Genomic DNA, 15,611 nt, shown 5'->3' with positions numbered 1-15,611 from the left:
TCACAACCACTTCATCTTGCGCAGCAGCAGAACTTCCGCGATCAGCAACCCCACCGTAGTTCCGCAGACAGCGCCGAAGGCCCAGGGCTCGTCGGCAAAGGGAATACCGGCGACATTCACGCCGAGCAGACCTGCGATCAGGCTGGGCGGCAGCAGGATGGCAGTCAGGGCGGTCAAACGATTGGTGGTCGCTGCGATCTGCTCGCTCATCAGCGTTGTCAGATCTTCATGCAGGATCGTCAGGCGATCGCGCAAAGCATCCAGTGTTTCCACACTGCGCAGGACTTTGTCGGTCAGTTCGCGCAGGTGCTGGCGGTCGCGCGACGTGATCCAGTTTCCTGTCGCACCCTGCAGGCGAAACATCGCCTCGCGCTGCGGCGCCATGTAGCGGCGCAACGAAATCACGCGTCGCCGCATATCACTCAGTTCTCCGCGCGCTTCGCGCACGTCGCATTCCTCGATCTGATGATCGAAGGCATCCACCTCGTCCTCAAGCTGTTCGAGCACAGGTTCGATATACTTGAACACGCGGCGGGCAACCTTGGTCAGCAGATGCCCGATATGCAGCGGCCCCTGCCCCTCGCCTAAATCCTCGCGGATATCGCGCAAGGCGTGCAGGTAATGATCCTTGTCGCGCAGCGAAATCATCCGGTGCTCGTCGGCCCAGAAATGGATCGGCACCAGATCCAGCGTATTCTCGTTCGGATCGCGATTGACGCCACGCAGCACGGCGATCAGCCCGGTAGTGGTTTCCTGGATGCGCGGTCGCGACTCTTCCGCCAGCAACGCGTCGCAAACCACCATGTCGAGGCCGCTCTCCTCACGCAGCCATCTGGCGGCCGTCGGGTCGTCGCGCTCCAGATGCACCCAGATCACACCCTGCGCCGGACGCCATTGCCGGATTTCATCCCAGCCGACTTCCCGCGCACCGCCGGTGCCATCCAGAATAAGGGCAAAGCGCAGGCCAGGCTGCTGGCCGTAAATCAATCCGCGCTGCTGATCCATGCGTCCCCCGACTGCACGTTTCACTCCGGCCAGCTGAGACTCAGCCGTACCGTTCTTCTTTCCACGGATCGCCGGTATTGTGATAGCCGCGCACTTCCCAGTAGCCCGGCGCATCGCGATCCAGAAACGCGATATGCTTAACCCACTTGGCGGATTTCCAGAAATAGAATTGCGGCATCACGATCCGAACCGGTCCGCCATGTTCGCGGGTCAGCGGCCCGCCCTCCCAGGAATGCGCCAGCAGGACATCGGGGGCGGCAAACATCTCCAGTGACACATTCGTGGCATAGCCGTCGTAGGACTGGAATACGACGTGTTTCACTTCGGGCCGGGGCCGGACTGCCTTGAGGAAATCCCGCGCCAGCACGCCCGACCACTTGTTGTCGTACCGCGACCAGGCGGTGACGCAGTGGATGTCGGAGACCGTGTCGCTCTGCGGCAGATCGAGGAAATCGTTCCAGTTCAGCTTGAGCGGTTTTTCCACCAGGCCGCCGACGGTCAGCTGCCAGCGGTCGAGCAGGATATTTGGCTGTACACCGAGATCGAGCACCGGCCAATCGCGCGTCAGGCGCTGGCCCGGCGGCAGGCGGCGCCTGTCGGGCGACGAGGTTTCGCCGGTCAGCAGCCGGCCATCCCTGGCCCATTGCTGCTTGGAAGCGATCAGCTTGTCCTTGATCTGGCCGAGAAGGCCGGGCTTGTAGTCATCGCTCATCGCTCGCCTCCGCCTGCTGTTTCAAACGAGCCGGCTAGTCCTTGGTCTTCAGCAACCGGTGCTGCTCACGTTTCCAGTCGCGCTCCTTCTCGGATGCGCGCTTGTCGTGCAGCTTCTTGCCACGCGCCAAAGCGATCTTCACTTTTGCCCGGCCACGCTCGTCGAAATATATGGTCAGAGGCACCAAAGTCACGCCGCCGCGCTTCAGGGCGCCGACCAGCTTATCGATCTCGCGATGCTTGAGCAGCAGCTTGCGATGGCGCCGCGGCTCATGATTGAAGCGGTTCGCGCCGTGATATTCCGGAATGTGCGAATTGATCAGCCAGATTTCACCGCCCTGCTCGGCGGCGTAGGAATCCTGGATGCTGGCACGACCGTCGCGCAGGCTCTTTACCTCCGAGCCAACGAGAACCACGCCGGCATTGTAGGTTTCATCCAGATGATAGTCGTAACGCGCCCGGCGGTTTTCGGCCACCGTGCGCGGTTGCTGCGGCATGAAGACTTACTTCTTCTTTTTCTTGCTGCCCTTGGCCTTGGCGGCAGACTTGCCGCCTTTCGCCTTCGGACCGACAAGACCGAGCTGCTTGACCAGCGCCTTGACGCGGTCGGTGGTCGCCTTCGACGGCGGGGCCATCGGCAGGCGCACTTCGTCGGAGCAGATGCCCAGCATTGCAGCCGCGAACTTCACGGGGCCCGGGCTGGGCTCGGCGAACATCGCCTTGTGCAGCGGCATCAGCTTTTCCTGGATCGCCAGCGCCTTCGCATGGTCCCCGGACAGGCTGGCCTCCTGCATTTGCGACACCAGCTTGGGCGCGATGTTGCCGGTCACGGAAATGCAGCCGGTGCCACCGTGGGCGTTGAACCCCAGCGCGGTCGTGTCGTCGCCGTCCAGCTGGCAGAACTTAGTGCCCGACGCGATACGCTGCAGCAGCGGACGCTCCAGATTGCCGGTGGCATCCTTGACGCCACGGATGCGCGGCAGCTTGGACAGCGCGGCCATAGTCTCGACCGACATGTCGATAATGCAGCGTGGCGGGATGTTGTAGATGAAGATCGGAATCTTCGTCGCGTCGTGGATCGCCTTGTAATGGGCATAAAGCCCAGTCTGGCTTGGCTTGTTGTAATACGGCGTCACGATCAGAGCGGCATCGGCCCCGGCTTCCTGGGCATGCAGGGTCAATTCGATCGCCTCGTCGGTCGAGTTCGAGCCGGTACCGGCCATCACCGGAACGCGGCCGTGAGCCACCTCGATGCAGATCTCCACCACGCGCTTATGCTCGTCATGACTCAGTGTCGGGGATTCGCCGGTGGTGCCAACCGGCACCAGGCCGTGCGTGCCCTGGGCAATCTGCCATTCGACGAAATCGCCGAACGCTTTCTCGTCCACCAGCCCCTTCTTGAACGGGGTGATGAGTGCGACGAAAGAGCCCTTGAACATGATGGTTCCTTTACCTTTGCGCGTTACGAAATGGGTCGCCGCGACCTTACTCGCGCCGGCAGCCCCAAACAAGGGCAAGCCGAGCTTTTGCCCAGGCCGGCTGACTGCTATCATCCATTTGGATTTGCGAAAGATTCGCCGTGCCGCTGCATTGTGTCGATTGTCCCTCTGTCCGCCGGCGCCCCGGTCTGTATCGGGGTCTGACCGTAGCCTTGTTCGCGGGCCTGTGCCTTGGTCTGATCGCGCCGGTCGCCGCCCGGCCGATCCCGGAAACGAAACCCTCGCCTGACCTGGCCTCGACGACCACGGCAACACCGCTGCCCTCGGCGAAACCCCGTCGCGGCACACCCCCGGCCCGGCCGGAACAGACCAGGCTGCCGGCCCAGCATGAGATTCTCAGCGCAGCCGACCGCGAGATCGGACGCAAGGCCTTTCAGGAAGCTGCCGCCAGCCGCTTCGATGCCGCGCGCCGCATCGCCGCCACGGCCAAGGAGCCGATGATCGCGCAACTGGTCCGCTGGCTCTGGCTGCAGTCGGCCAACAGCGGCGCGGGTTTCGAGGAAATCACCAAGTTCATAGACAGCAAGCCTGACTGGCCGGCCCGCGAAGCCCTGCTGCGCCGTGCCGACGAAGCGATCGATGGCGGTACACCTGACGGCCGCATCCTTGCCTGGTTCGACGCGCATCCGCCGGAAACCGGCCTTGGATTGCTGCGGCTCGGCGAAACATTGCTGCGATTGAGCCGCGAGGCGGATGCTTTTCCCGTCATGCGGCGCGCCTGGGTCGACGGCAATCTGTCGCTGCGCGACGAAAAGGTACTCTGGGCGGAGTTTGGCCAGCGTTTCAGCGTCGCTGACAATGCTGCCCGTACCGACCGGCTGCTGTGGGATGGCAATATCGAAGCTGCACGACGGATGTTGCCCAGACTCGATGCCGAAAGCCGCCTGTTGGCGGAGGCTCGCATCGCGCTTGCCAACAATGTGGCGAGTGCCGAAAAGCTGGTGACCGGACTGCCGGCCCATCTGCAGGACGACGGCGGCCTGAATTACGATCGTCTGCGCTGGCAGCGCAAGCGCGGCATGAATGACGGCGTCGAAGCTCTGCTCTACAACGCGCCCGACGATCTGGGCCGTGCCGAGAAATGGTGGGTCGAACGCCATTTCCGCGCCCGCAAAGCCTTGGTCGAGGGCCGCATCTCCGAAGCCTACCGTCTCGCGGCCGGTCATGGACTCAAGGGCGGCGGCGCCAAAGCTGATGCCGAATGGCTCGCCGGCTGGATCGCGCTGCGCCTGCTCCAGGAACCGAAGGCGGCGCTGAAGCATTTCACCGCCCTGCAGGACAGCGTGCGTTTCCCGGTCAGCCTGTCACGTGCCGCCTACTGGCTTGGCCGCACCCATACGGCGCTGGGCGATACCGAACAGGCACGCCACTCGTATGAACAGGCGGCGCTGCATGGCACGACGTTCTATGGCCAGCTGGCGGCGCATGAACTGGATGCCAAGCGACCGCTCGATCTGCCCGATGTGATCCAGCCGACGGCGGAACAGGCGCGACAGTTCCAGCGCCGCGAAGTGGTGCGTGCGGCGCAGATTCTGGTCGAGCTCGACCAGGAAGAGCGGCTGCGTCCTTTCATCATGCGCCTCGTCCATACCGCAAAGACACCCGAAGAGCACAAGCTGGTGGCGCAACTTGCACGTAACCTGCGCCGCGTCGACCTTGCGGTTGCCTCCAGCAAACGCTCGGCACGTCAGGGCATCATCCTGCTGCACGAGGCCTATCCGCTGGTCGAGCCGATGCTGCGCGTGGACGACCCGGAAACCGCGCTGGTACTGGCATTGTCGCGGCAGGAAAGCGAATTCAACCAGACTGCCGTTTCGCCGGCCGGCGCCCGCGGCCTGATGCAGTTGATGCCAGCCACCGCCAAAGGCATAGCGAAGGAACTCAAGCTCGGCTTCGATCAGAACCAGCTGACCCGGAATGCCGGGTACAACGTGCAGCTCGGCTCGCATTACCTGAAGGGTCTACTGCGCAACTGGGACAACAACTTCGTCCTGGCACTGGCCGGCTACAATGCCGGCGAGGCGCGCGTGCGCCGATGGATTCAGGATTGGGGCGATCCGCGGCAGCCGAATGTCGATGTGATCGACTGGATCGAACTGATCCCCTTCTCGGAAACCCGGAACTATGTGCAGCGGGTGCTGGAGAGCGTACAGGTCTACCGCCATCTGCTGCAGAACCAGCCGGGCAGCGTGGACCGGATATACATCGACATGCGTGGTTTGCCGCGGCAAGCCTGCAGCACGTCGCCCTGCTGATCTGAGGTGTTGCTATGGGAATCAAGGCCTGTCTGTTTGATGCCTATGGCACGTTGTTCGACGTGGCTGCTGCGGCCCGCGCACTTGCCGACGAACTCGGGACGCACTGGCAACCGCTGGCAGATACATGGCGCGCCAAACAGCTGAACTATTCCTGGCTGCGCAGTCTGATGGGCGCACATGCCGACTTCTGGCAGGTCACGGCGGATGCGCTGGACTTCGCGATGGAAGAACGCGGCCTGAAGGATGCCGGCCTGCGGCAGCGTCTGCTTGACCTGTATTTCAATCTGGCCTGCTATCCGGAAGTGCCGGCTATGCTGCGGCAGTTGAAAGACGCCGGCTTTGTCACCGGCATCCTGTCGAACGGCGCGCCGGCGATGCTGGAAGCGGCCTGCCGCTCGGCCGGGATCGACACGCTGATCGATCACCAAATCTCGGTGGAGGATGTCGGTATCTACAAGCCTGATCCCAGGATCTATCGGCTGGCCATGGAAAAGCTCGTGCTGCCGGCCAATGCGATTGCCTTCCACAGCAGCAACGGCTGGGATATCCATGCCGGCAAGCGGGCCGGCTTCTACGCCATCTGGATCAACCGCAGCGGCCAGCCGGCCGAGCGCCTGCCTCATCCGCCCGATGTCGTGCTGCGCAGCCTGACTGAGGTGCCGAACATCCTGGGTGCGGCTGGATGACAGCCGAATTCCGCGAGGGCTGGTTCCATAGTCATGATGGCCTGCGGCTGTATTACCGCGATTACGGCGATCGCACAGGCGCGCGCACGCCGCTGCTCTGCCTGTCGGGCCTGACCCGCAATTCGAACGACTTTCATGAATTCGCGCTGCGTCACGCGCCAACGCGACGCGTCATCTGCCTCGACTATCGCGGCCGCGGCCGGTCCGCACATGACCCGAACCCGATGCATTACGAAGTGCCGGTCTATCTGGACGATATCCAGCACCTGCTGGCGGTGACGCATATCCGCCGCGTGATTGTCGTGGGTACCTCGCTCGGCGGTATCATCGCCATGGCGCTGGGTGCGACCATTCCGACGCTGCTGGCCGGTGTGGTCCTGAACGACATCGGCCCCGATGTAAAAGAGGATGGTCGTCAGCGGATTGCCGGCTACGTCGGCCAGGCCGTGCAGGTGCCTGACTGGAATGCTGCCATCACCCATCTGCGCAAGGGATATGCAGCAGCTTTCCCCGTGCTGGACGATGCCGGCTGGCAGCGGATGGCGCGCGGCACGTTTACCGAGACTGCAACCGGGAAAGGTCTCACGCTCGCCTACGACCTCAATATTTCCGTGGCACTGAGAGAACAGGCAAAACAGCCGCTGCCCGATCTCTGGCCGCTGTTCCGCAGCCTGCGCCCCCTGCCGGTGCTGGCACTACGCGGCGCGCTGTCGGACATCCTGACGGCCGACACCTTCATTCGCATGAAGCGCGAACATGCCGGTATGATTGCTGTAACAGTCCCCGATATCGGCCATGTCCCGATGCTGGATGAACCGGCGGCGGAAACCGCCATCGACGCTTTCCTCACCGACCTGTAACTGGCCTCACAGACCTGTAACCCTGACGCCCGCATGCTATAGTTACGGCTTCCGTCAAACAGCGAGCCGATCATGAACGCGCCTGCAAAACTGCCCCCCCTCCCCACCGTCAGCGATGTCGAGGATGCCGCCCGCCAGTTGCGCGGCGTCGCAGTCCGCACTCCCTTGCTGGAAAGCCAGTTTCTGAACGAGCGCCTGGGCGGCCGCCTGCTGATCAAGGCTGAACCGCTGCAGGTCAGCGGCTCGTTCAAGTTTCGTGGCGCCTATAACCGGATCAGCCGCCTGAATGCCGAGGAACGCAAGCGCGGCATTGTCGCCTTCTCGTCCGGCAATCATGCCCAGGCCTGCGCCTGGGCGTCGAAGATCACCAGCACGCCAGCCGTCATCGTGATGCCAAGCGATGCGCCGAAGATCAAGATCGGCAACACCCGCGCCTATGGTGCCGAGGTTGTGCTGTATGACCGCCACAAGGAAGACCGCGAGGCCATCGGTCGTCGCTATTCCGACGAACGCGGCATGACCCTCGTGCCGCCCTTCAACGATCCCTATATCATCAGCGGTCAGGGCACCATTGGTCTGGAGATTGCCGCGCAATGCGCCGAATGCGACATCAAGCCGGATGCAGTCCTCGCACCGGCTTCCGGTGGCGGCCTCATTTCGGGTATTTCGCTGGCGATCAAGGATCGCCTGCCCGGCACTGACGTCTATTGCGCCGAGCCAGACCAGTTCGACGATATCGATCTCTCACTGAAGGCCGGCAGGATCGTCGACCATGCCGGCAAGGGAACGACCTTCTGCGATGCGCTGATGGCGCCACATCCCGGCGACATTACCTTCGGCGTGATGAGCCGCAATCTGAAAGGCGCTGTTTCCGCGACGGATGCCCAAGTCGAAACGGCGATGGCGACCGCCTTCAATTATTTCAAGCTGGTGGTCGAACCCGGCGGCGCCGCCGCCTTGGCATCGGTGTTGAATGGCAAAGTCCCGTGCGCTAACCGCACGGTGGTCGTGGTCTGTTCGGGCGGAAATGTTGACTCCTCGCTTTACTCCGCCATCATCGCCCGCACGCCGCCGGTGTAACACCCGTCGGCGTTTTTCCAACTCGGCCGAGAGACCTTAGGGAGAGACATATGACCGAGGCATTCATCTGTGACGCCATTCGTACACCCGTGGGCCGCTACGGCGGCTCGCTGTCCAGTGTACGTGCCGACGATCTGGGCGCCGTACCGATCAAGGCGCTGATGCAACGCAATCCTGCTGTAGACTGGGAAGCGGTCGACGACGTGATCTACGGCTGCGCCAACCAGGCCGGTGAAGACAATCGCAATGTCGGTCGCATGTCGCTGCTGCTGGCCGGCCTGCCCGAAAAGGTACCGGGCGCCACCGTAAACCGCCTGTGCGGTTCGGGCCTCGAAGCCACGGGCGCGGGCGCGCGCGGCATCAAGACCGGCGAGTTCGACCTGGTGATCACCGGCGGCGTGGAAAGCATGAGCCGCGCTCCCTTCGTGATGGGCAAAGCCGAAAGCGCTTTCTCACGTACTGCTGAAATCTACGACACCACCATCGGCTGGCGTTTCGTCAACAAGCTGATGAAGCAGAAGTTCGGCGTCGACTCCATGCCCGAGACAGCCGAGAATGTCGCCGAGCAGTATCAGATCAGTCGCGCCGACCAGGATGCTTTCGCGCTGCGCAGCCAGCAGCGCGCATTGTCTGCGATCAAGCTCGGCCTGTTCGAGGCCGAGATCACGCCGGTGACCATCCCGAGCCGCAAGGGCAACCCGGTGGTGGTGGATCGCGACGAGCATCCGCGCGAGACCTCGCTCGAAGCGCTGGCCAAGCTGCCGACGCCGTTCCGTCAGGGCGGCACGGTGACGGCCGGTAATGCCTCGGGCGTGAATGACGGGGCCGCCGCGCTGATCCTGGCGTCGGAAGCCGCTGCCAAGAAGCATGGCCTGACGCCGCGCGGTCGCGTCATCGCCACCGCGACTGCCGGCGTCGCCCCGCGCGTGATGGGCATCGGTCCGGTGCCGGCCACCGAGAAGGTACTGGCCAAAGCTGGGCTGTCGATCCGCGACATGGATGTGATCGAACTGAACGAGGCTTTCGCCGCACAGGGACTTGCCGTGCTGCGCCAGCTCAACGTGCCCGACGATGCGACCTACGTGAACCCGAATGGCGGTGCCATTGCCATCGGTCATCCGCTCGGCATGAGTGGCGCCCGCCTTGTCACCACCGCACTGAACCAGCTGGAACGCACCGGCGGCCGTTATGCGCTCTGCACGATGTGCATCGGTGTTGGTCAGGGCATCGCCATGGTGATCGAACGCGTTTAAGCGGCGCTGCCCGCACAGCGAAAGGGCCGCCGCTTGGGCGGCCCTTTTTTTTGTTTCGGTCAGGTCGTCTTGTAGCCGATACGGAAGCCGCCCCAGTGACGCCCCTGCACCGTGATCGGTGCCGACATGTCTTTCATCAGGATGAAGACGCCGCCGCCCATGTCGCGGCGATAGCACTGCAACAGATACGACTTGGTGTTGCGACCGCAGGCCAGACCGACGGGATCGTTGAACAGGCGACGGTTACGTGAATTCGCCGCATTCCAGACCGGGTCATTGCCCTGCGGCTGACAGTATTTAAGGTTGTGGGTCGGGATCAGGCCGTTGCGGTCGATACCGACGCAGAATGCGATATTGGAATTCGACGACAGCAGCGGCTCCTGCACCTTGGGCAGGAATTCGTCGGTGAACTTGACGTACCGGGTCATGTACTGCTGCGGATTGGAGCCCTTGATCGGCACGTAGTTTTCGTCGAACAGATCTTCCATGCTGAGCTGGCCGCGCCGCACGGCATCCTCGAAGCCTTCGCTGATGCGTGCCGCAGCATCTTTCGCAGCAATCAGGAAGGGCCGGTCTTCCGTGGTGGTGACGAAAGCGATCTGCGTGGCGAGGTTGGCGACCTGCTGGTCGATATCCTGAATCGCCTTGCCGGTCCGCTGTACAACGGCAAGATAGCCGCGGGTGGCAGCGTTGATCTCGGTGATCGAGCCGGTGACGGCATTGACCCGGCCGGACTGTTCGGTGCTGGCCTGCTCGATCTCGTCGAGTTGCTGGCCCATCGAATCAATCGCCTCAACGATGCCGTTCAGCACCTTGCCGGTCTCGCTCACCAGCGTCACGCCAGACTTCACCTTGTCGTCCGACTGCTTGATGATCGCGCCGATATCCTTCGATGCATTGGCGGAGCGCTGCGCCAGCGCACGCACTTCCTGCGCCACCACGGCGAAACCCTTACCGGCCTCACCGGCACGCGCGGCTTCCACCGAAGCGTTCAGCGCCAGCAGGTTGGTCTGGAAGGCGATCTCATTGATCAGCGAAGTGATCTCAGAGATACGTTGCGACATCTCCGCCATCTCATTCATCGCATCGACCGAACGCCGCACCACGGTCACGCCATTCTGTGCGGCGGCACGGGCCTGTTCGGCACGCTGGCTTGCGCGCTTGGCGGCGGCTTCGTTGGCGCGCGCGGCTTCGCTCAGCGAGGCCGCGTCAGCCGCCGTGCGGTCGAGACTGTCGGACTGCGCTTCGGCGCTCTGCGCCAGTCCCTTGGCTTCGCGATTGAGTTCCACCGATGCGCTGGAGATCGAGTTCGCGGCCTGCACGATCGTGCCGATCACGCCGCCCAGTCGTTCCGCTGCCTGGATTGCTCCTTCGCGGATGACGGCGAAATCGCCGCTATAGGTGTTGTCCACGCCAGTCGACAGATCGCCCTCGGCCATGCGCGCGAACAGCGCCTTCAGATCGCCCACTACACCATCGAGTGTTTCAGCCATATGATTGAAGCGTTCAGCCAGACCGTGCGCCTGGGCCTCGCCTTCATGCGCGGCAACGCGCCGGTTCAGAACGCCGCTGTCGATGTCGCCGCACAGCTCGGAAATTTCGCTGATCACCGCGCTGTCGGATTTCTGCACGCGGTCGAGTTCGGCCTCGACCTCTGCCAGACGATGCTCCAGCGCTTCGCGCCGGCTGGTTTCCTCGCCCCAGCGCCGCGCCATGGCCTGCAAGGGTTCGCGCAGATTCGAAGGCGCAGTGTCGACCTGACCGGCTGCGGCCGGCCAGTTCCGCAACAGATCGGCAATCGCAGTCGTTCCGCTGAGGGAAACAATCATCGCGCCACCGACGACAACGGCGACCAGACTGACAATCAGTGGAAGCATCATGCCGCCGGCAGAATGAGTTGCACTCCAGACCCAACCGCCAGCGACAACGATCAGACTGCCAATTGCCACGCCGACGCGCAGACCCGTGGGCAGACCAGAAACCATGTGTAACTCCTCCCGCGTCGGCGCCTTACAAACCCAGCCCTGTCGGGTTCGGGCGTCCGCTCTTGTCCTGTTTTTTGACAGTGTAGCTTAATGAATACCCGGTTGGGCAGAATAAGCCGGCGATCTAAGCCCTTAGCCCCATCCGACTTTAGTCGAAAAGTTTACTCCCTGCTCGCCATCAAGTTGCGGTTGAGTTTCATCCTCCCGTCACACGGACGAGCCCTGGCAACGCGGATACGAACGGCCGCTTCACCTGCCCCGATAAGCCTGTGACCCGGGCTGACGCTATACAGCGCCTGCACCGGCCGATATAACCCAAATGCCCGCACGACGGGCATTTAGCCCATGTCATTCATGCAAGAATGTTGGGGCATTCTGTCGGAGAATGGCTGGGCATGGCCAAGCCCGAAAAAGCAAAGTTCATCAAGGCGCCGCAGGCGCTGCGGCAGAAGGCTGTCAATTTCCAGACCGGCGTCGATCTCACGCTCACCGACGAGGTGCGCAGCCGGATCGAAGCGGTGATCACCGAATCCGCCGATGCCTTCTCCAAGGATGTGCTCGACAAGCTGCGCGAGATGCGCGTGCAGGTAAAAGCGGCCGAGGACGATCCACTGTCGCGCATTTTCATCCTGACGACGATTTCCGAACTGGCATTTGACATCAAAGGCATGGGCGGCACTTTCGGCTACCCTCTGCTGAGCCACCTCGCCAAGTCGCTGAAGGATTTTATCGCCGAACTGGCCCTGCCGAACGAAGCCCAGCTGGAAGTGATCAGCATCCATGTCGATGCGATGTATGTCGTGCTGGCCCAGGGTGTGCGCGGCATGACCGACCGGCTGCAGAAGGATCTGCTCGACAATCTGGGCATTGCCGTCAGCAAGGTCCGCGACCCGGTTTAATGCTGCGGCATTAACCATTTTCCGCCATACTTCGCTAACGTTTTGCCAGCAGTGTAGCGGCCATGGACAACAGTTCCGACGCTGAGATTTACCGCACGGCCCGCGACCTGATCGCCGATTACGGCGCACGCGGCGCGGAATCGCATGCCAACCGTCAGCTCGCCGAGATGACGCTGGGCAGCAACTTCGTTGGCATGCTGGTGTGGCGCCGTATCCTGCGCGCAGTCAAAGGCATGAACTCGACCAGCGCCAGCAGTTCGGCTGCCTCACGCCGGCGCTGAAATCCGGCTCCCCAGTTTCATCGCTTCAGAGCCCGTTCCGTCCCGTTCGAGGCCAGTTCTGTCCCGTTCGGGGCCAGTTCCGTCCTGTTTGAGCCAGTTCCGTCCTGTTTCAGCCAGTTTAGGCCAGTTGAATCCCGCCTAAGTCATTGACTATCTGTGCCAAGACTTTGATTTTATTATTGACGATGTCCAAGAACGGCGATGTTTTATCCAAAGCTGCGCCGATGCGCATACCAGAATATGCGAACACATGTTCTGATTATGGGAATAATAGCACAATTTATCTCAGGCCGCAAGACAACGTCACGGCTAACAACCGCCCTGCCCGGTGCGGGTTCTAATTCTTCTTGTCGTTCAGGACGACAGGCAGGCCGCGCGAGCCTTCGATCAGCGCACCGCGCAGATCCGCATCAGTCAGATTGGCATACATCAGATTGCTGTCACGCATATCCGAGCAGATCAGCTTGGCGCCATGCAGATTGGCATTCGAGAGATTGGCCTGCCGCAGGTCGGCGCCATTGAGATTGGCGAGCGCCAGATGCGCGCGCGACAGATACCAGCCGGCCATGATCGCACGGCGACCTTTCTGCCCATCGGTATCGATCCAGGTCTGGTGATCCTGCACCACCTGCTCCAGCACCTCCGGCGCAACCACTTTCGGCAGTTTGGCGCCGCTGCCCTGCAACTGCTGCAGCATCTCGGCGGGAAAATCGGCGAGATTGAAATTCGCATTGTGCAGCTTTGCAGTCTTGAACTGCACATTGCTCAGCGTCGAATAGGAAAAATCCGCGCCTTCCAGGTCAGCATTGTCGAGGATGCAGCCATCGAGGATGGCACCGACGAAAGACGCGCCGAGCAATTTGGCCTGCGTCAGGTTGGTATTGTGCAGCGTGGTTTCGCTCAGCGACACGACGCCGCCCTTGCCGTGCGGCGGCACCGGCGGATCGGTCATCGGCCGCATGTCGGCATTCTCGAAGCGCGTACCCTTCAGGATGGCGCGCGACAGATCGGCGCCGCGCAGGTTCGCCCAGACAAAGCGTGCATTGGTGAGGTCGGCACCGGAGAAGTCGCAGCCGGTGAGCACAGCCTGGCTGAAATCGGTGTTGCGCAGATCGGCGCAGTAGAAACGGCAGCCACGGAAGACGGTGCGCTGCAGGTTCATGCCGACCAGCTTGATGCCGGTGAGGTCGGCACCCACAAGCGTAAGCTGCTTGCCGCGCGTCAGCTTGCCAAGGCGGCCTGACAGGAATTCGCCATGCGCCTTGATCTGATCGTACAGATCGTCGGGCCAAGGGCCGTTATGGGCGTCGCCGGTCGTCATGTTTCCATCCGCGTGCCGGCGGCGAGCCGGATTACGAGTTATGAGATGGAATGTAATTAGGGCAGTTCAAGAAAGTGTTAACACGCCGTTGCCAGCTGGGCCCGATAGGTCGCACCCAGCCGAGCGTAATGCGCGGCCGTTTCGGTAATATTCCGCAATTCGTCCGTATCAAGACGGCGCATCAGTTTGGCCGGCCGCCCGGCCCAGAGTTCGCCCGCCGCAATGCGCTTGCCCGGCGTCAGCAGCGCTCCGGCGGCCAGCATGCCCTGGCTCTCGATCACGCAGCCGTCCATCACGGTCGCCTGCATGCCGACGAAGCAGTGATCCTCCAGCCGGCAGCCATGCACCAGAGCCAGATGGCCGATGGTGACGCCCGAGCCGATCTCCGTGGCAAATTTCGCCCGGGTCACATGCACGACGCTGCCGTCCTGGATATTGGTATCGCTGCCGATACGGATGCTGTTGACGTCGCCGCGGATCACCACGCCGAACCAGATCGAGCTGCGTGCACCGATCCCGGTATCGCCGATCACCGTCGCATTCGGCGCGACAAAGGCATCCGGCGCGATGGCCGGATGCTTGTCACCGAACGGCAGGATCAAACTCACGGGAAGAGCGCGATCTGCTCGAGCCCCATGGTTTCCGGCAGACCGTACATCACGTTGAAGTTCTGCACGGCCTGACCGCTCGCACCCTTCATCAGATTGTCGATCACCGAGAACAGCATGGCGCGGCCTTTTACCCGATCGGCAAACACGCCGATATGGCAAGAGTTCGTGCCGCGCACATGGCGCGTCTGCGGCGCAACGCCCTGTGGCGTGATCTGCACAAAGGGCTCCTCGGCATAGCGCTTGACCAGCGTGGCCCGCAGGTCGTCCGCGCTGACACCCGGCTTCAGCTTCACATAGATGCTCGACAGCATGCCACGATTCATAGGCATGAGGTGTGGCGTGAAATTGACGACGATCGGCTTACCAGCAGCGTCTGAGAGAATCTGTTCGATCTCCGGACCATGCCGGTGCGACCCGATGCCATAGGCGTGCGTGCCCTCGGCCACCTCGCAATAGAGCGAGCCTTCCTTGAGCGCGCGGCCGGCACCGGACACGCCGGACTTGGCATCGATCACGATGTCATCGGGGTCGATCTGGCCGGCTTCCAGCAACGGCATCAGCGGCAGCTGGGCCGAGGTCGGATAGCAGCCCGGATTGGCCACCAGCCGCGCCTTGGCCACCTGGTCGCGATAGACTTCGGTCAGGCCATAGACGGCTTCGTCCTGCAGCTTCGGCGCCCGATGCTCGTGGCCATACCACTTCGCGTATTCGTCGAGATTCCGCAGCCGGAAGTCCGCCGACAGGTCGACGATCTTCAGATGCTCCGGCAGGCTGGCGATCACTTCCTGCGTGGTGCCATGCGGCAGGGCGCAGAAAGCGGCGTCGACACCGCTCCAGTCGACCTCCTTGATGGTCACCAGCTTGGGCAGGTTGAGGCCCATGAACTGCGGGAAGACCGTGTCGATCCCCTCGCCTGCCTTCCGGTCGGCCGTCAGGGCGACCACGCGGACGCGCGGATGACGCAGCAGCACGCGGAGCAGTTCCGCGCCCGTATAACCGCTGGCACCCAAAATCGCGACCCGAATGGCGTCCGTGGCCATAACAACCTCCTGAGGAAAAAGGGCCTGAAAAGACGAGGAGGATGGGTATAACGCGCCAGCCGCCGGGTTCAATAGCTAAATTGCCCCCTTCAGACGCGGAATTGACCCACTAAATCAGCCAA

The 15,611-nt window shown here is 62.4% G+C and carries 15 protein-coding genes; 7 read left to right on the top strand and 8 right to left on the bottom strand.

Going from position 1 to position 15,611, the window contains the following annotated elements:
* Genes CTR53_RS18535 through dapA form a run of 4 tightly spaced genes read right to left on the bottom strand, consistent with a single transcriptional unit; the run spans position 1 to position 3,155 of the window.
* Positions 1-1,005, bottom strand: a complete 1,005-nt coding sequence (locus tag CTR53_RS18535; RefSeq protein ID WP_290817012.1) for a zinc transporter ZntB — start codon at positions 1,003-1,005, stop codon at positions 1-3.
* A gap of 40 nt (positions 1,006-1,045) precedes the next feature.
* Positions 1,046-1,717, bottom strand: coding sequence for a sulfite oxidase-like oxidoreductase (locus tag CTR53_RS18530; protein ID WP_290817010.1), 672 nt, complete (start codon positions 1,715-1,717; stop codon positions 1,046-1,048).
* A gap of 34 nt (positions 1,718-1,751) precedes the next feature.
* A complete protein-coding gene (gene smpB, locus CTR53_RS18525) occupies positions 1,752-2,213 on the bottom strand; it encodes an SsrA-binding protein SmpB (RefSeq protein WP_290817008.1) in 462 nt (153 codons plus the stop codon).
* Positions 2,214-2,219: 6 nt separating this feature from the next.
* Complete coding sequence (gene dapA, locus CTR53_RS18520; RefSeq protein ID WP_290817005.1) at positions 2,220-3,155, bottom strand: 4-hydroxy-tetrahydrodipicolinate synthase; 936 nt, start codon at positions 3,153-3,155, stop codon at positions 2,220-2,222.
* A gap of 212 nt (positions 3,156-3,367) precedes the next feature.
* Here dapA and CTR53_RS18515 point away from each other — a divergent pair, with 212 nt between their 5' ends.
* The 5 genes from CTR53_RS18515 to pcaF all read left to right on the top strand — a co-directional run bounded on the left by CTR53_RS18515 (position 3,368) and on the right by pcaF (position 9,352).
* Positions 3,368-5,470, top strand: a complete 2,103-nt coding sequence (locus tag CTR53_RS18515) for a lytic transglycosylase domain-containing protein (RefSeq protein WP_290817003.1) — start codon at positions 3,368-3,370, stop codon at positions 5,468-5,470.
* Between the two features lie 14 nt (positions 5,471-5,484).
* Entirely contained in the window at positions 5,485-6,159 is a 675-nt protein-coding gene (locus CTR53_RS18510; protein ID WP_290817001.1) for a haloacid dehalogenase type II, read from the top strand.
* Entirely contained in the window at positions 6,156-7,019 is an 864-nt protein-coding gene (locus CTR53_RS18505; RefSeq protein ID WP_290816999.1) for an alpha/beta hydrolase, read from the top strand. Before CTR53_RS18510 ends, CTR53_RS18505 begins: the two co-directional genes overlap by 4 nt.
* Positions 7,020-7,091: 72 nt before the next feature.
* On the top strand, positions 7,092-8,099 hold the full coding sequence (locus tag CTR53_RS18500) for a threonine/serine dehydratase (RefSeq protein ID WP_290816996.1): 1,008 nt from the start codon (positions 7,092-7,094) through the stop codon (positions 8,097-8,099).
* A gap of 50 nt (positions 8,100-8,149) precedes the next feature.
* Positions 8,150-9,352 (top strand): 3-oxoadipyl-CoA thiolase, encoded by a 1,203-nt coding sequence (gene pcaF / locus CTR53_RS18495; protein ID WP_290816993.1) that lies wholly within the window; start codon positions 8,150-8,152, stop codon positions 9,350-9,352.
* A gap of 59 nt (positions 9,353-9,411) precedes the next feature.
* Here pcaF and CTR53_RS18490 read toward each other — a convergent pair whose 3' ends face one another.
* A complete protein-coding gene (locus CTR53_RS18490) occupies positions 9,412-11,337 on the bottom strand; it encodes a methyl-accepting chemotaxis protein (protein WP_290816990.1) in 1,926 nt (641 codons plus the stop codon).
* A 395-nt stretch (positions 11,338-11,732) separates the two neighbouring features.
* On the opposite strand from CTR53_RS18490, the gene CTR53_RS18485 reads away from it, so the two are divergent.
* Both CTR53_RS18485 and CTR53_RS18480 read left to right on the top strand, forming a co-directional pair.
* Entirely contained in the window at positions 11,733-12,236 is a 504-nt protein-coding gene (locus CTR53_RS18485) for a hypothetical protein (RefSeq protein ID WP_290816987.1), read from the top strand.
* Positions 12,237-12,298: 62 nt separating this feature from the next.
* Positions 12,299-12,517 carry a hypothetical protein gene (locus tag CTR53_RS18480; protein ID WP_290816984.1) on the top strand — a complete coding sequence of 73 codons (219 nt, stop codon included), beginning with the start codon at positions 12,299-12,301 and terminating at the stop codon, positions 12,515-12,517.
* Positions 12,518-12,854: 337 nt separating this feature from the next.
* Here CTR53_RS18480 and CTR53_RS18475 read toward each other — a convergent pair whose 3' ends face one another.
* The 3 genes from CTR53_RS18475 to argC all read right to left on the bottom strand — a co-directional run bounded on the left by CTR53_RS18475 (position 12,855) and on the right by argC (position 15,489).
* Positions 12,855-13,838, bottom strand: coding sequence for a pentapeptide repeat-containing protein (locus tag CTR53_RS18475; RefSeq protein WP_290816981.1), 984 nt, complete (start codon positions 13,836-13,838; stop codon positions 12,855-12,857).
* Positions 13,839-13,915: 77 nt separating this feature from the next.
* The gene (locus tag CTR53_RS18470; RefSeq protein ID WP_290816978.1) at positions 13,916-14,446 is read right to left on the bottom strand and encodes a gamma carbonic anhydrase family protein; all 531 of its coding nucleotides are present in this window, start codon (positions 14,444-14,446) and stop codon (positions 13,916-13,918) included.
* Entirely contained in the window at positions 14,443-15,489 is a 1,047-nt protein-coding gene (gene argC / locus CTR53_RS18465; protein WP_290816975.1) for an N-acetyl-gamma-glutamyl-phosphate reductase, read from the bottom strand. Before argC ends, CTR53_RS18470 begins: the two co-directional genes overlap by 4 nt.
* Between the last annotated feature and the right edge of the window lie 122 nt (positions 15,490-15,611).

Origin of the sequence: Ferrovibrio sp., assembly GCF_002796975.1 — a bacterium.
GTDB lineage: Bacteria > Pseudomonadota > Alphaproteobacteria > Ferrovibrionales > Ferrovibrionaceae > Ferrovibrio.
The sequence above is the reverse complement of the archived record's forward strand: the minus strand, read 5'-3'. Positions and strand labels throughout refer to the sequence as shown.

What these genes read in the sequence shown, in the direction of transcription:
- smpB (WP_290817008.1), bottom strand. Translation starts at nt 2,213, where the DNA reads ATGCCGCAGCAACCGCGCACGGTGGCCGAAAACCGCCGGGCGCGTTAC.
- argC (WP_290816975.1), bottom strand. Translation starts at nt 15,489, where the DNA reads ATGGCCACGGACGCCATTCGGGTCGCGATTTTGGGTGCCAGCGGTTAT.
- pcaF (WP_290816993.1), top strand. Translation starts at nt 8,150, where the DNA reads ATGACCGAGGCATTCATCTGTGACGCCATTCGTACACCCGTGGGCCGC.
- CTR53_RS18490 (WP_290816990.1), bottom strand. Translation starts at nt 11,337, where the DNA reads ATGGTTTCTGGTCTGCCCACGGGTCTGCGCGTCGGCGTGGCAATTGGC.
- CTR53_RS18530 (WP_290817010.1), bottom strand. Translation starts at nt 1,717, where the DNA reads ATGAGCGATGACTACAAGCCCGGCCTTCTCGGCCAGATCAAGGACAAG.
- dapA (WP_290817005.1), bottom strand. Translation starts at nt 3,155, where the DNA reads ATGTTCAAGGGCTCTTTCGTCGCACTCATCACCCCGTTCAAGAAGGGG.
- CTR53_RS18475 (WP_290816981.1), bottom strand. Translation starts at nt 13,838, where the DNA reads ATGACGACCGGCGACGCCCATAACGGCCCTTGGCCCGACGATCTGTAC.
- CTR53_RS18510 (WP_290817001.1), top strand. Translation starts at nt 5,485, where the DNA reads ATGGGAATCAAGGCCTGTCTGTTTGATGCCTATGGCACGTTGTTCGAC.
- CTR53_RS18535 (WP_290817012.1), bottom strand. Translation starts at nt 1,005, where the DNA reads ATGGATCAGCAGCGCGGATTGATTTACGGCCAGCAGCCTGGCCTGCGC.
- CTR53_RS18480 (WP_290816984.1), top strand. Translation starts at nt 12,299, where the DNA reads ATGGACAACAGTTCCGACGCTGAGATTTACCGCACGGCCCGCGACCTG.
- CTR53_RS18505 (WP_290816999.1), top strand. Translation starts at nt 6,156, where the DNA reads ATGACAGCCGAATTCCGCGAGGGCTGGTTCCATAGTCATGATGGCCTG.
- CTR53_RS18500 (WP_290816996.1), top strand. Translation starts at nt 7,092, where the DNA reads ATGAACGCGCCTGCAAAACTGCCCCCCCTCCCCACCGTCAGCGATGTC.
- CTR53_RS18485 (WP_290816987.1), top strand. Translation starts at nt 11,733, where the DNA reads ATGGCCAAGCCCGAAAAAGCAAAGTTCATCAAGGCGCCGCAGGCGCTG.